Raw genomic sequence first — 13731 nt, 5'->3', positions numbered from 1 at the left:
CGCACGGAAGGGTGCTCACCGGGTCGTAGGTTTCCGCGACCCGGTGGGCCGGGTCGCGGTCCGGCACGACGTAAAGGCAAAACCCCGGGGAAAGTACCCCTCCCAACCCCTCCGGCCTCCCCGTCACCCCACCACCCATACGGGTGACATATGCCAACTCGGTTGGGATTGAGGCGGGTTGAGCGGCATATGCTCGCCGCGTCACGTGCACCACCGCACACATGCTTCGGCCCCCGGCCGGGACTGGCATCCCGAACGAGGGCCTGACCACCCAGGAAGAAATCACCTTCCCGATGGCTCTCAAGAACCCTAGCGCGCCCTCGCGCCCCGTGTCCCGCGTTCCCGCGCCGACTCCCTCGTCCGGCGTCATCCACGTCAACTCCCGTCACACCAACCGCTACACGGTGGTCGGCAACCACCTCGCCCAGCACCGCGGGCTGACGCTCGTCGCGATCGGGCTCGCCGTCCACATCCAGTCACTGCCCGCCGGGGCGCGCATCGGCATCAAGTGCCTGACCGCCCGCTTCCCGGAGAGCGAGGCCCGTATCGCCTCCGCACTGCGGGAGTTGGAGCAGGCCGGGTATCTGAAGCGGACGCGGGAGCGGCTGCCGAGCGGGCGGGTCGTGACGCGTACGGTCTCGTACAACCAGCCGGGCGCGACCCCGTGCCCCGCGACCCGCCCCGCCCAACGGGCCCCGAGGCCGAAACGGGAACCGAAGCCGAGGCCGGAGCGCGCGCCGCTGCCCGCCCCACGCCGTCCCGATCCGGCAGGTACGCGGACGGCCCACCGCATCCTCGTCGAGCTGCGGCGCGATGATCCGAGCCTGCTGCTCTCCGAGGCGGACGTGGCGCGCCTCACCCCGGCCGTGGCCGCCTGGCTCGAACGTGAGGCGCCGCCCGAAGCCGTACGCCGTACCCTCGCCGCCGACCTGCCGCCCGGCCTCCGTCACCCGGCGGCCTTCCTCGCCCACCGCCTCACGGCGTCACTGCCCCCGCCCCTCCCGGCCGCCGGCCCCGCCCCCGCACGCCCGGACCCCCTCCAGACCTGCGACGGCTGCGAGCGCGCCTTCCGCGCGCCGAGACCGGGGCTGTGCGGCGACTGCCGATCCGATCCCGTGGAGGTTTCCAGGCCATGAACACCCCGGCAGGAGCCCGGCTCCGTTACCGAGCGATGCGCGACGCTGTCGAGCAGATCCACGACTCCGTTCCCGGCAAGTTGGAAATCACCGGCGCAGGCATCGTGCACGACCTGCTATCGCCCGTAGGGCGACACGAGTTGACGACGGCCCGGGTCAGCCGTCGCCTGGAGAAGGTGATGCCGGACGGTCTCGTAGCCCATACCGGGGCTCCGGACGTGGAGGCCGAGTCCCACGGCATCATGCGGCGCCCCGACCTGATGGTGATCGCCGAGGCGGACATAGAGGGTCAGGGGTCTTTCGACCCCCGTACCCTCATCGCCGCCATCGAGGTCGTCTCCCGGTCCAATCCAGACAACGACTGGGTCGGCAAGACCCGGGACTACCCCCTCCTCGGTATCCCCCACTACGTGATCTTCGATCCCCGCACGGGCTCCGGCGCGGTCTTCTCCGACATCCACCCGACGCCCGAGGGCCCCCGCTACGCCACCCGCAAGGACTTCGTCTACGGCGAGGACGTCACCATCGCCGACTGGACGATCTCGACGGACGGCCTGCCGCGCTACCCGTGACGCCGCGCCCGCACCGGCCCCTCAGTCGACGTACGCCATCGTGATCGGGGCGATGTTGTTCGTCAGGTCCGGGTCCGGGTGCTCCGGATCGGGTTCCACGGAGATCGTGCCCTGCGCGCCCTCGACCCGTTTGTCGATGCGGAACCGCAGGCTGGGGTGGACGTTCAGAGGTGCCGGGCACAGCACCGTCCGGTGCTTCTCGTCGTCGTACTCGCAGAAGGGGTCGTCGCCACTCTCGTTCTTTCGGTGCCCGATCAAGGTGAGGCCCTCGGGCAGGGTCAGGTGCGTGTCACCCTCGAAGTAGCCGTCCTCGTTCATCACGTCCATCGAGATCTCGTCGCCCACCTTGCCCTTGATGGTGAACCCGTTGACCTGCTGGTCGTACCTCCGGGTGGTGAGGAACCCCAGTTCAGCGTGGGCGAGGTCCCTGTCGAACGAAGTGAAACCGCTGCCGTCGGTCGGGCGGAGCCCGATCGGCGCGCCGGTTCCCCGCGGGGCCGAGTCGGGCAGCAGATCGCGGGTCGGCGTGTTGGGGGCGGGATACAGCGTGGAATTGATCCGGCCGTGGTTCCCGGTCTTGTCGACCGTGGCCGTGAACGGCCGGTCGGTCTCGTACGCGGCTCCGACCGGCAGTGGGCCGGGGATCGTGCACAGCGCCTTCTTCGGTGCGTCGGCCTTGTCGTAACGGCAGTTGCTGTACTGCCTGCGCAGCGTCGCCTGTCCCTTCACGTCCACCACGACGTTGAGGTCGCCTTCGACGCCGACGTCTCCCTCGTTGCCGAAGGCGGGCCGCACCTTCAGCTCGGAGCCGGGCTCTATCGGACCGGGCGACGATTCCCGTTCGGCCCGTGCCGTCAAGCGCGGTGCCCCGATGACCAGTTGGGTGGTCTGGTGGATGGTAGGGGCGTTGCTGCTGGTCACGGTGATCTTCAAGGACCCGGCCGGCCCGTTCGCCACATGCTCCCTCGGAATCATGTGGAGGCGAGCCACGTCGGCGTACGCACCCGATGCGATGTCCTTGACCTTCCCCGATTCGCTGTCCTTCGGAGTACAGGTGACGAGGGCGCCGGACCACTTGCATCCGTCGCGCCTGTCCCAGGGGTCGAGCGACGCCCGTACCGCCTTGGCGTCGGACAGATCGACGGTGACCTTGATGTTCTCGGCCTTCGCCGGCTCCCGGCCCGGGGAACGCCTGCTCGCCTCCAGATAGACGTCGTACGGCTCGGGTTGCTGGCCCCAGGGCAGCTGCTCATCCGACTCGTCGAACACCCGAAGGTAGAAGGTGCGCGGCGTGTCCCTGAACGCCAACTTCACCCCCTGGGAAGGCTTGTCGGCCCGCCCGGGCCTCTCCGCGCCGCTGGAGGTCACCACCCCGCCGAGCACCACCAGTAGGGCAGCCGCCCAGACCGTGGTCACGCGTCGTCGCCGGAAGCCCGCTCGTAAACCCGTCATGCAAGATCAGACTCGAACGGCGTGTCGAACGGTTGCCGAGGGGCGGACACGGTACGGCAACGGCACGGACACGGTCCGGATGGTCTGGCGGCGCCGAACGGCCTTTGCGGAGCTAGCCGTTGGTGACGACCGTCGCGCCCGGTGCCGGGCCGGCGGTGGCGCGGGCCGTGCGGCAGGTGCCCGAGGCGCGTAGCGCTGCCGCGACCCGTTCGGCAGCTTCCGCGTCGGAGACCAGGAACGCCGTGGTCGGCCCCGAGCCCGAGACCAGCGCCGCCAGCGCCCCGGCCTCCGTACCGGCCGCAAGGGTGGCCGCCAGCGACGGGCGTAGCGAGAGCGCCGCCGCCTGGAGGTCGTTCTCCAGGGCCGCGGCCAGGGCGGTGGCGTCGCCGGTGCGCAAGGCGTCCAGGAGGGCCGGGGACGGCTCCGGGTCGGGGATGTCGGCGGTGGTCGCGCCGCGGCCCGAGGCGTCGCGGAGGCGGTCGCACTCCTTGTAGACGGCGGGGGTGGACAGGCCGCCGTCGGCGACGGCGAAGACCCAGTGGAAGGTGCCGCCGACGGGCAGCGGCTCCAGCAGTTCGCCGCGACCCCGGCCGAGGGCCGCGCCGCCGACCAGGCTGAAGGGTACGTCGCTGCCCAACTCGGCGCAGAGGGCGAGGAGTTCGCCACGGGACGTCCCCGTGCCCCAGAGGGTGTCGCAGGCCAGGAGGGCGGCGGCGGCGTCCGCGCTGCCACCGGCCATGCCGCCGGCGACCGGGATGTCCTTGGCGATGTGGAGGTGGACGGCGGGGTCCAGGCCGTGGCGGGCCGCCAGCGCGCGGGCGGCGCGGGCCGCGAGGTTGGACTCGTCCAGCGGGACCTGGTCGGCGTCCGGGCCGGTGCAGGTGAGCGTCAGGGTGTCGGCGGGGGTGACGGTGACCTCGTCGTGGAGGCCGACGGCCAGGAAGACGTTGGCCAGGTCGTGGAAGCCGTCGGGGCGGCGTCCGCCGACGGCCAGCTGGACGTTGACCTTGGCGGGGACGCGGACGGTGACGCTCTCGGGAGCGTTATCGGGTGCGTTGCCGGTCATCGGGTGGGCTCCTGGTCGGTGGCGTCCGCGGCCGGAAGCTTGTTCTCGGCGATGGCGATGAACTCCTCGACCGTGAGGGATTCGCCGCGCGCCTGGGGGGAGATGCCGGCGGCCACGAGGGCGGCCTCGGCCGCGGGGGCGGAGCCCGCCCAGCCGGCGAGCGCGGCCCGCAGCGTCTTGCGGCGCTGGGCAAACGCGGCGTCGACGACGGCGAAGACCTCCCGGCGGGAGGCCGTTGTCTTGATCGGTTCGGCGCGGCGGACCAGCGAGACCAGGCCGGAGTCGACGTTGGGGGCGGGCCAGAAGACGTTGCGGCCGATGGAGCCGGCGCGCTTGACCTCGGCGTACCAGTTGGCCTTGACGGACGGGACGCCGTAGACCTTGTTGCCGGGGCGGGCGGCGAGCCGGTCGGCGACCTCGGCCTGGACCATGACCAGGGTGCGTTCGATGGTCGGGAACTGCTCCAGCATGTGCAGCAGTACGGGGACGGCGACGTTGTACGGGAGGTTGGCGACCAGGGCGGTGGGGGCCGGGCCGGGCAGTTCGGTGACCCGCATCGCGTCGCTGTGGACGAGGGCGAAGCGGTCGGCGCGCTCCGGCATCCGGGCCGCGACGGTGGCCGGCAGGGCCGCCGCCAGTACGTCGTCGATCTCCACGGCGGTGACCCGGTCGGCGGCCTCCAGCAGGGCCAGGGTCAGCGAGCCCAGTCCGGGGCCGACCTCGACGACGACGTCGTCGGGCCGGACTTCGGCGGTCCGGACGATCCGGCGGACGGTATTGGCGTCGATGACGAAGTTCTGGCCGCGCTGCTTGGTGGGGCGTACGCCCAGCGCCTCGGCCAGTTCCCGGACATCGGCGGGGCCCAGCAGCGGGCCGGGCTCGTCGGTGGTCTTGCTGTCGCTCACCCGTGCAGCTTACGGCCGCACACCGGCCACGGGCTCGCACCCCGGGTGACGTAGAGCTTCTTGGCCCGGTAGGTCTGCTCGTCGGCGGGGGCGTCCTGGGGGCGGCCGTTGCCGCCGAGCCCGCGCCAGGTGGAGACGTCGAACTGGTAGAGCCCGCCGTAGGTGCCGGACGCGTCGACGGCGTCCGGCCGGCCGCCCGCCTCGCACTGGGCCAGCGCGTGCCAGGAGAGCTGGTCGGCGCCCCGGACGGAGGTGGGCAGCGCCTTGGTGCCGATGTGCACGATCTGCGGGCGGGGGGCGCGCACGACGTCCATGTCCACCGGCTTGGGCTTGAGCTTGACGCCGTTGACGGTGTCGAGCCGGTAGGTGACGCGCCGTACGCCGGGCACGCCCTGCTGGACGACCACCTCGGTGCCGCGCGGCAGGTCGGGGTCCGGCTTCTTGACCGTACGGAAGGTGATGGGCTCCTCGCGGACCTCCTTGGTGCCGGTGATCCGCAGCACGGAGACGGTCTGGCCCTCGCGCGGGAAGCTGTCCGGCGGCACCGAGGTGGTGTCGTGGTCGCGCAGTGCCAGACCGGCCTGTGCCAGGGCCTCGCGGACGGTGGCCGCGTTGGTGCGGACGCGGAACTCGCGGCCGTCGGCGACGAAGACCACCGAGCGTTCGGTGCGCACCGCCAGCTCCAGGCCGTGCCGGCCGATGCGCTGGGAGCGGGCGGCGGAGAGGTAGGCCCCCTCGGCGCGGACGCCGAGCTGGCGCAGCGCCTCGTCGACCGTGTCGGCGGTGGTCCACACCTGGCGGCGCCGGCCGTCGAGGGTGAGCATGAGCGGGCGGCCGTGCCGGACGGCGACCTTGTCGCCGCTGCCCAGGCCGGTGCCGGGGGCGGGCGCGACGATGTCGTGGCCGCCGACGTCCAGGTCCTGGTCGGCGAGCAGTTCGTCGACGTCGTCGGCGAAGGTGTGCAGGGTGCGCGGGGTGCCGTCGACGCTGAGCTTGATCACTTTGTCGTGGGCGACGAAGGCCGTGGTGCCGCCGGCGAGGAAGGCGACGACCAGGGCTCGGGGCACCAGGCGGCGCAGCGTATCGGGCGATTCGCCGGTGCGCCGGCGCCGGCGGCTGCCGCCGCGCGCGGCGCGATGGCTGCTCTGCGAAGGACTCACGACGCTCCACCTGCCACGGGTGTCGTCCGGTAACCGGTCAACGGCGGAATGTAGCGGAGCGGTGGCTACTCTCCCAAGTCGCCCGGTGACGGAACGTGGCCGCTCCGGGGCTCAGTACCCGAAGGCGCGGGCGGAGTTGGCGGCGATCGCCGAGGCCAGGGCGTCCTCGTGCATCGCCTTGACGCCGGCCATCGCACGGACGGTGAGCGGGATCAGATACGGCGCGTTGGCCCGTCCGCGGTACGGCGCGGGGGTGAGGAAGGGTGCGTCGGTCTCGACGAGCAGCAGCTCGGGCGGGGCGACGGCGAGCGCGTCGCGCAGCGGCTGGGCGTTCTTGAACGTGATGTTGCCCGCGAAGGACAGGAAGTAGCCGGCGTCGGCGCAGGTCTTGGCCATCGCGGCGTCGCCGGAGAAGCAGTGGAAGACGACCCGGTCGGGGGCGCCCTCCTCGCGCAGGATGCGCAGCACGTCGTCGTGGGCCTCGCGGTCGTGGATGACCAGGGCCTTGCCGTGCCGCTTGGCGATCTCGATGTGGGCGCGGAAGGACCGCTGCTGCGCGGCGATGCCCTCGGGGCCGGTGCGGAAGTAGTCCAGGCCGGTCTCGCCGACGCCGCGTACCTCGGGGCGGGCGGCCAGCGCGTCGATCTCGGCGAGCGCGGCGTCCAGTGCGGCGTCACCGCCGGCCTCGCGCGCCCCCTGGCGCGACCATCCATCGGGGTCCCCGAGCACGATCCGCGGTGCCTCGTTGGGGTGCAGGGCGACGGCGGCGTGCACGTCCGGGTGCGCGGCGGCGGTGTCCGCGGCCCAGCGCGAGCCGTTCAGATCGCAGCCGACCTGGACGAGCGTGGTCACCCCGACCGCGGCGGCCTTGGCCAGCGCCGCCTCGACGGTGGGGATGGGGGCACCTCCCAGCGTTAGCTGGGGGAGCATGTCCAGGTGCGTGTGCGAGTCCGCGACCGGTACCCGCAGCGGTTCGGGCGGCGGGGGCGGGGTGTCTTTGTCCTGCGGGGCCATGGCCGCGATCCTACGAGGACCGCGGCCCGGTCCTCACTTGCGGTGGTGCTGGAAGGGGTGCAGCAGGTCGGAGAGGTGCCAGTGGTGGTGCTTGCGCGGCTCGGCGGCGGCGCCGGACTCCGCGGGATGGGCGGCCTCGTCGGCCTTGCCGCCCTTCGCGGTCCTGGCGCCCTTGGCGGCGCCGTGCGGGCGCTGGTGCATGCTGGCCATCGCCTCGGAGACCATCGATACCTGTCCGGAGCGCATGATGCGGACGACATGGCCGCCGCAGTTCAGGCACAAGGGCCGGGTCAACGGGGACGGGACGCGTTGCCCGTCCGCGAAGTAGACGACGTGCATCTGGCCCTTGCCGTCCACCTGATGCTCGATCTCGTACGCCTGCTCCCAGCCGTGGCCGCAGCTCATGCACGCGAAGGAGTACGCCTCGCGGGCCGCTGGCTCGGGCCGGGGGTGGGGAGGAAATCCGCTGGTGGACGCACCGGTGGTGCCCGTTGCGGTGGTCTTCGTGATGTCGCTCATGTGCGCTCCTCTTGCCCGCTGGACAAGCCTTCCGGGACCGAACGTCCCGGTTCCCAGTGGACGCCTTTCACGGCGGGAACGCAGCCGACCTGCTACCTATTGGCCCAGATTTGGCAGGTCGTAGGAAAAACGGACCACAGCGGGCCTGATCGCTTTACCTTCGAGGCCAGCCGTTTACCTTCCGTCGAGTCGGATCATGCCTGTGGGCTGCGGTTTTACGCTCTCCCGAGCAGGTCGGCGCTCAGCCGGGCGTGCCCGGCCCCGCTTTCCCGGCCCCGCCCTGCCCCGCTTTCCCGGCCCCGCCCTGCCCGGCGTTCTTCGCCGCCACCACCGCATCGAAGACCTCCCGCTTGGGGATGCCGGCCGCCGCCGCGACCGCCGCGATGGCCTCCTTGCGCCGCTCCCCCGCCTCCTCGCGGATCCGCACCCGGCGCACCAGCTCCGCGGCGTCCAGCTCCTGCGGCCCGCTCTCCGGCGCGCCCTCCACGACGACGGTGATCTCCCCGCGGACGCCCTCGGCCGCCCACAGCGCCAGCTCGCCCAGCGGCCCGCGCTTGACCTCCTCGTACGTCTTGGTCAGCTCCCGGCAGACGGCGGCCCGGCGGTCCGCGCCGAAGACCTCGGCCATCGCCGCGAGGGTGTCGTCCAGGCGGTGCGGCGCCTCGAAGTAGACCAGGGTGCGGCGCTCGCCGGCGACCTCGCGCAGCCGGGACAGCCGCTCGCCCGCCTTGCGGGGCAGGAAGCCCTCGAAGCAGAACCGGTCCACCGGCAGCCCGGACACCGCGAGCGCGGTCAGCACGGCGCTGGGCCCGGGGACGGCGGTGACCTTGATGCCGCGCTCGACGGCGGCGGCGACGAGGCGGTAGCCGGGGTCGGAGACGGACGGCATCCCGGCGTCGGTGACCAGCAGCACCCGCGCGCCGCCGGCCAGCGCGTCGGCCAGCTCGGGGGTGCGGGCGGCCTCGTTGCCCTCGAAGTACGAGACGATCCGGCCCGCGGGCTGGACGTCCAGCGCCTGGGTCAGCCGGCGCAGCCGCCGGGTGTCCTCGGCGGCGATCACATCGGCGGCGGCCAGCTCGGTGGCGAGCCGCGGCGGGGCGTCCGCGATCTCACCGATGGGCGTCCCTGCAAGTACCAGCGTTCCAGTCACCCGCCCATCCTCCCAGGGCCGGGCGGCGCGGCGACGCGGTGGCACCGCCCGGCGGCGCTCCCCGCCGCTCCACAGGCCGCTTCCCTACGATGGGCCGGGTGACGAGTGACACCAGCGCGACGCACACAGCCGCCCTGAGCGCCCCGGAACCGGCCGGCCGGCCCCCCGCGTGGCAGCGGCGGCTGCGCCGCTTCGGGTACGCCGGCCGCCCGCAGGCCGATGCCCGGACGCGGCTGGTGGCCCCGTTCCCGGAGCCGGACCTGCGGCCGTGGGCCTGGCTCGGCGCGGGCCCGGACCTCGCGGCCCGGCTGGCGCGCTGGTCGGGGTGGCTCGGCCCGCTGCTGGTGACGCTGTGCGCGGGCGTGCTGACGTTCTGGAACCTCGGCAGCCCGCGGAAGGTCATATTCGACGAGACGTACTACCCCAAGGACGCCTGGTCGCTGCTCCAGTACGGCTATGAGGGCACCTGGGCCAAGGACGCCAACGACGCGCTGCTGGCCCACCCCCCGCACATCCTGCTCTCTCCCGAGCACTCGTACGTCGTCCACCCGCCGATGGGCAAGTGGCTGATCGCGCTGGGCGAGTGGGCGTTCGGGATGAACCCCTTCGGCTGGCGGTTCATGACCGCGCTGCTCGGCACCCTGTCGGTGCTGCTGGTGTGCCGGATCGGGCGGCGGCTGATGCGGTCGACGGCACTGGGGTGCCTGGCGGGCGCGCTGTTGGCGGTGGACGGGCTGCACTTCGTGATGAGCCGCACCGCGCTGCTGGACCTGATCGTGATGTTCTGGGTGCTGGCCGGCTTCGGCTGCCTGCTGGTGGACCGGGACCGCACCCGGGCCCGGCTGGCGGCGGCGCTGCCGGCCGGCCTCGGAGCCGGGCAGGTGCGGCCGGACGACGCGGTCGGCGACCGGCTGCGGCTGGGGTGGCGGCCCTGGCGGATCGCCGCCGGGCTGTGCCTGGGCCTGTCGGCCGCGACGAAGTGGAACGGCCTCTACTTCCTCGCCGCGTTCGCGCTGATGTCGGTGCTGTGGGACATGGGGGCACGGCGCACGGCGGGGGCCCGGCACCCGTTCCGGGCGATCGTGCGGCGCGACGCGCTGCCCGCCTTCGTCTCCACCGTCGTCGTCGCGCTCGCCACCTACCTCGCGTCCTGGACGGGCTGGATCGTCACCAAGGGCGGCTACTACCGCGACTGGGCCACCACCCCCGAGGGCCGGGGCGGCTCCTGGTCCTGGCTGCCGGACTGGCTGCGCAGCCTGTGGCACTACCAGAGCGAGGTCTACGCCTTCCACACCGGACTGACCACCCCGCACACCTATATGTCCAACCCGTGGAGCTGGCTGGTACTGGGCCGCCCGGTCTCGTACTTCTACGAGGACCCGAAGACCGGCCACGACGGCTGCACCGCCGCCGAGGGCTGCGCCCGCGAGGTGCTGGCGCTGGGCACGCCGCTGCTGTGGTGGGCGGCCTGCTTCGCGCTGCTGTACGTGCTGTGGCGGTGGCTGTTCCGGCGGGACTGGCGGGCCGGGGCGATCGCCTGCGGGGTCGCGGCCGGCTATCTGCCGTGGTTCCTCTACCAGGAGCGGACAATCTTCCTCTTCTATGCGGTGGTCTTCGTCCCGTTCCTGTGCCTGGCGCTGGCGATGATGATCGGCGCGATCATCGGGCCGCCCGGCGCAACCGAACGCCGCCGCACGATCGGCGCAGTCGGCGCGGGTGTCCTGGTTCTGCTGATCGTGTGGAATTTCATCTACTTCTATCCGCTCTATACCGGTCTGCCGATCCCCAAGAGCGCCTGGCACAACCGGATGTGGTTCGACAGCTGGGTGTGAAACGGGCGAGTGTGACGGACGCGTAACGGCCGCGCGACGCCGCGTCACAGGACCGTGCCCTGTTCGAGACTCACCACTTGCCCGTGTCCCTTAGAGTGCGATGGACGTTCTTGTGTGCGTATTCAAGGACTGAAGCTCCTGGGAGGGGATCGGTGGCATGCGCCGCGAGGTGAAGTACGGGCTGATCGGCGGATCGGTGGCTCTGGTGATGGGTGTCGTGGGCGGCTTCACGCTGTTCGGCGGCTCGGACGGGTCGTCGCCGCAGGCGGTCAGGTCGGCGGATGCCAAGTCCGGCGACGGCGGCACCGACGTACCGACCGGCCCGCTGACGGCCAAGGAAGTGAACACGACCGCACAGGCGTTCCTGACCGCCTGGCAGTCCGGTGACGTGGCCAAGGCCGCGGCGCTGACGGACGACCCGGACTCCGCCAAGAGCGCGCTGCAGAACTTCGCCGCACAGGCGAAGTTCACGAAGGTGACGCTGAAGCCGGGCACACCGACCGGCGACAAGGTGCCCTACACGGTCGGCACCCAGATCGACTACAAGTCCGTCAAGACACCGTTCTCCTACGGCTCCGCGATGACCCTCCAGCGCGACAAGAAGACCGGGAAGCCGCAGGTCGCCTGGCAGCCGTCGACGCTCTACCCGGGCCTGGGCAAGGGCGACGAACTGCGCACCGGCGAGGCCGAGGCGCCGCCGATCAAGGCCGTGGACCGCAACGGCACCGAGCTGACCGCCCAGGACCACCCGACGCTGGCCGGGGTGCTGGACAGCCTGCGCACCAAGTACGGCAGCAAGACCGACGGCAAGCCCGGCGTGGAGCTGTACGTCCACCGCGCCCAGGCCGCCGACAGCAACAAGCAGCAGCCCGACAAGACCCTGAAGGTGCTCTCCAAGGGCACCCCGGGCACCCTCAAGACCACCCTGGACGCCAAGCTCCAGACGGCGGCCGAGAACGCGGTCAAGGGCAAGAAGCAGGCGTCCGCGGCGGCCGTCAAGCCCAGCACCGGCGAGATCCTGGCGATCGCCAACTCCCCGGCGGACGGCTTCAACGTCGCCACCCAGGGGTCGTACGCGCCCGGCTCGACGATGAAGATCGTCACCTCCGCGCTGCTGATGGACAAGGGCCTGACGGCGCCGGACAAGAAGAACCCGTGCCCCCAGTACGTCACGGTCGGCGGCTGGAAGTTCCAGAACCTCAACAAGTCCCAGATCCCGGACGGCACCTTCGCCGACAGCTTCGCCGCGTCCTGCAACAACGCCTTCATCTCGCACTACAACGAACTCGCCAACGACGACCTGACGAAGGAGGCCCGGGACGTCTTCGGCATCGGGCTGAACTGGAACACCGGCATCCCCACCTTCGACGGCACCGTGCCGGTCCAGAGCGACGCGCAGATGGCGGCCTCGCTGATCGGCCAGGGCGGGGTGCGGATGAACCCGCTGAACGTGGCCTCGATCGCCGCCACCGCCCAGTCCGGCTCCTTCCACCAGCCGTTCATCGTGGCCCAGTCGCTGGACAACCGGACGTTCGCCAAGGCGGCCGGCGCGATGAAGTCGGACACCGCGTCCAACCTGAAGGCGCTGATGAAGCTCACCGCGACGTCCGGTACGGGCGCCGAGGCGATGCAGGGGATCAGCGGCGACATCGGCGCCAAGACCGGTTCCGCCGAGGTCGACAACCAGGACAAGCCCAACGCCTGGTTCGCCGCCTACCGTGACGACCTGGCCGCCGCGGCCGTCGTCCCGGCCAGCGGCCACGGCGGCACCAACGCGGGCCCGCTGGTCCGCGCCATCCTCACCGCCAACTGAGCCCGGTGGACGCCCGGTTACGACCGGGTGTCCATCCACCGGATTTCGTTCGCATGGCCCGTACAGCTTTCGCTAGCGTGCGGGCCATGAGCGATTCCCCGCACACCCTCCTCCCTCTCGCCCCCGAATCCCCGACCGCGTACGCGCAGGGCCGCGTGGTGGACGTGCGCGAGCACACCTCGTGACGCCGCTGGTCGTGGCCGCGGTCCTGCTGGCCGCCGTCACCCACGCCAGCTGGAACGCCATCGCCCACGGCATACGCGACCAGCTACTGGCCTTCACCCTGGTCGGCGGCGGCGGAGCACTCTGCGGCGCGCTGCTGGCCGCCTGCACGCCGCTGCCGGCCGACGGGGCCTGGCCGTATCTCGTCGCGTCCGCGGCGCTGCACATCGTCTACCAGGCCCTGCTGATGCAGTCCTTCCGGCTGGGTGATTTCGGCCAGATGTACCCGATCGCCCGGGGCACCGCGCCGCTGGTCGTCACGGTCCTGGCCGCGGTCTTCGTGCACGAGGTCCCGGACGGCTGGGCACTGGCCGGCGTCGCGCTGGCGTCGGTCGGACTGGTCGGGCTGGCCCTGTGGGGCATCCGCGGCTCGGGGACCCGGCCGCACTGGCCGGCGATCGCCGCCGCGCTCGCCACCGGGCTGTCCATCGCCTCGTACACCACCGTCGACGGCCTGGGCGTCCGCGCCTCCGGGACCCCGCTCGGCTACATCGGCTGGCTGATGCTCCTCCAGGGGCTGATCATCCCCGGCTACGCACTCGCCGTCCGGCGCGGCCAACTCCTCCCGCAACTAAGGCCGTTCGTGCTGCGCGGACTGTTCGGGTCGGTGCTCTCGGTCTTCGCGTACGGGCTGGTGCTGTGGGCCCAGACCCGCGCACCGCTGGCACCCATCGCGGCACTGCGCGAGTCGTCGATCATCGTCGGCGCCGCGATCGGAACGCTGTTCTTCAAGGAGCGCTTCGGCCTGCCGCGCATCGCGGCGGCGGGGCTGATGGTGGCGGGGATCGGGCTGATGCTTGCGGGCTAGTCCGCCGGTTCGCTGCGCTTTGCCGGCTTCCCACGTTGTCGGGTTTTCCGCCGTACGGGGTGCGGTGTTTCCCGCCTTCGGC

At 72.0% G+C, this 13731-nt stretch carries 12 protein-coding genes; 5 read left to right on the top strand and 7 right to left on the bottom strand.

What is annotated here, in order from left to right:
* Positions 1-221: 221 nt before the first annotated feature.
* Together ACO1BR_RS23325 and ACO1BR_RS23320 are read left to right on the top strand one after the other, a co-directional pair.
* Positions 222-1136: a helix-turn-helix domain-containing protein gene (locus ACO1BR_RS23325; RefSeq protein ID WP_426797032.1), complete on the top strand. Its 915-nt coding sequence runs from the start codon at positions 222-224 to the stop codon at positions 1134-1136.
* On the top strand, positions 1133-1708 hold the full coding sequence (locus tag ACO1BR_RS23320) for a Uma2 family endonuclease (protein WP_426797031.1): 576 nt from the start codon (positions 1133-1135) through the stop codon (positions 1706-1708). The genes ACO1BR_RS23325 and ACO1BR_RS23320 overlap by 4 nt, the downstream gene beginning before the upstream one ends.
* A gap of 21 nt (positions 1709-1729) precedes the next feature.
* On the opposite strand, the gene ACO1BR_RS23315 is transcribed toward ACO1BR_RS23320, so the two are convergent.
* The 7 genes from ACO1BR_RS23315 to rsmI all read right to left on the bottom strand — a co-directional run bounded on the left by ACO1BR_RS23315 (position 1730) and on the right by rsmI (position 8974).
* Positions 1730-3124 carry a hypothetical protein gene (locus tag ACO1BR_RS23315; protein WP_426797030.1) on the bottom strand — a complete coding sequence of 465 codons (1395 nt, stop codon included), beginning with the start codon at positions 3122-3124 and terminating at the stop codon, positions 1730-1732.
* Between the two features lie 148 nt (positions 3125-3272).
* A complete protein-coding gene (locus ACO1BR_RS23310; RefSeq protein ID WP_426797029.1) occupies positions 3273-4226 on the bottom strand; it encodes a 4-(cytidine 5'-diphospho)-2-C-methyl-D-erythritol kinase in 954 nt (317 codons plus the stop codon).
* On the bottom strand, positions 4223-5131 hold the full coding sequence (gene rsmA, locus ACO1BR_RS23305; protein ID WP_426797028.1) for a 16S rRNA (adenine(1518)-N(6)/adenine(1519)-N(6))-dimethyltransferase RsmA: 909 nt from the start codon (positions 5129-5131) through the stop codon (positions 4223-4225). Before rsmA ends, ACO1BR_RS23310 begins: the two co-directional genes overlap by 4 nt.
* The gene (locus ACO1BR_RS23300; protein ID WP_426797027.1) at positions 5128-6291 is read right to left on the bottom strand and encodes a ubiquitin-like domain-containing protein; all 1164 of its coding nucleotides are present in this window, start codon (positions 6289-6291) and stop codon (positions 5128-5130) included. Before ACO1BR_RS23300 ends, rsmA begins: the two co-directional genes overlap by 4 nt.
* A gap of 111 nt (positions 6292-6402) precedes the next feature.
* A complete protein-coding gene (locus ACO1BR_RS23295) occupies positions 6403-7305 on the bottom strand; it encodes a TatD family hydrolase (RefSeq protein WP_426797026.1) in 903 nt (300 codons plus the stop codon).
* A 33-nt stretch (positions 7306-7338) separates the two neighbouring features.
* Entirely contained in the window at positions 7339-7824 is a 486-nt protein-coding gene (locus tag ACO1BR_RS23290) for a hypothetical protein (RefSeq protein ID WP_426797025.1), read from the bottom strand.
* A gap of 241 nt (positions 7825-8065) precedes the next feature.
* Positions 8066-8974 carry a 16S rRNA (cytidine(1402)-2'-O)-methyltransferase gene (rsmI, locus tag ACO1BR_RS23285; protein ID WP_426797024.1) on the bottom strand — a complete coding sequence of 303 codons (909 nt, stop codon included), beginning with the start codon at positions 8972-8974 and terminating at the stop codon, positions 8066-8068.
* An 89-nt stretch (positions 8975-9063) separates the two neighbouring features.
* Here rsmI and ACO1BR_RS23280 point away from each other — a divergent pair, with 89 nt between their 5' ends.
* From ACO1BR_RS23280 to ACO1BR_RS23270, 3 genes are all read left to right on the top strand, one after another.
* Entirely contained in the window at positions 9064-10806 is a 1743-nt protein-coding gene (locus tag ACO1BR_RS23280) for a dolichyl-phosphate-mannose--protein mannosyltransferase (RefSeq protein ID WP_426797023.1), read from the top strand.
* Positions 10807-10963: 157 nt separating this feature from the next.
* Positions 10964-12619: a penicillin-binding transpeptidase domain-containing protein gene (locus ACO1BR_RS23275; protein WP_426797022.1), complete on the top strand. Its 1656-nt coding sequence runs from the start codon at positions 10964-10966 to the stop codon at positions 12617-12619.
* A 181-nt stretch (positions 12620-12800) separates the two neighbouring features.
* Positions 12801-13649: an EamA family transporter gene (locus ACO1BR_RS23270; protein ID WP_426797021.1), complete on the top strand. Its 849-nt coding sequence runs from the start codon at positions 12801-12803 to the stop codon at positions 13647-13649.
* Positions 13650-13731 lie beyond the last annotated feature (82 nt).

Origin of the sequence: Streptomyces sp. YGL11-2, from assembly GCF_050054615.1 — a bacterium.
GTDB lineage: Bacteria > Actinomycetota > Actinomycetes > Streptomycetales > Streptomycetaceae > Streptomyces.
The sequence above is the reverse complement of the archived record's forward strand: the minus strand, read 5'-3'. Positions and strand labels throughout refer to the sequence as shown.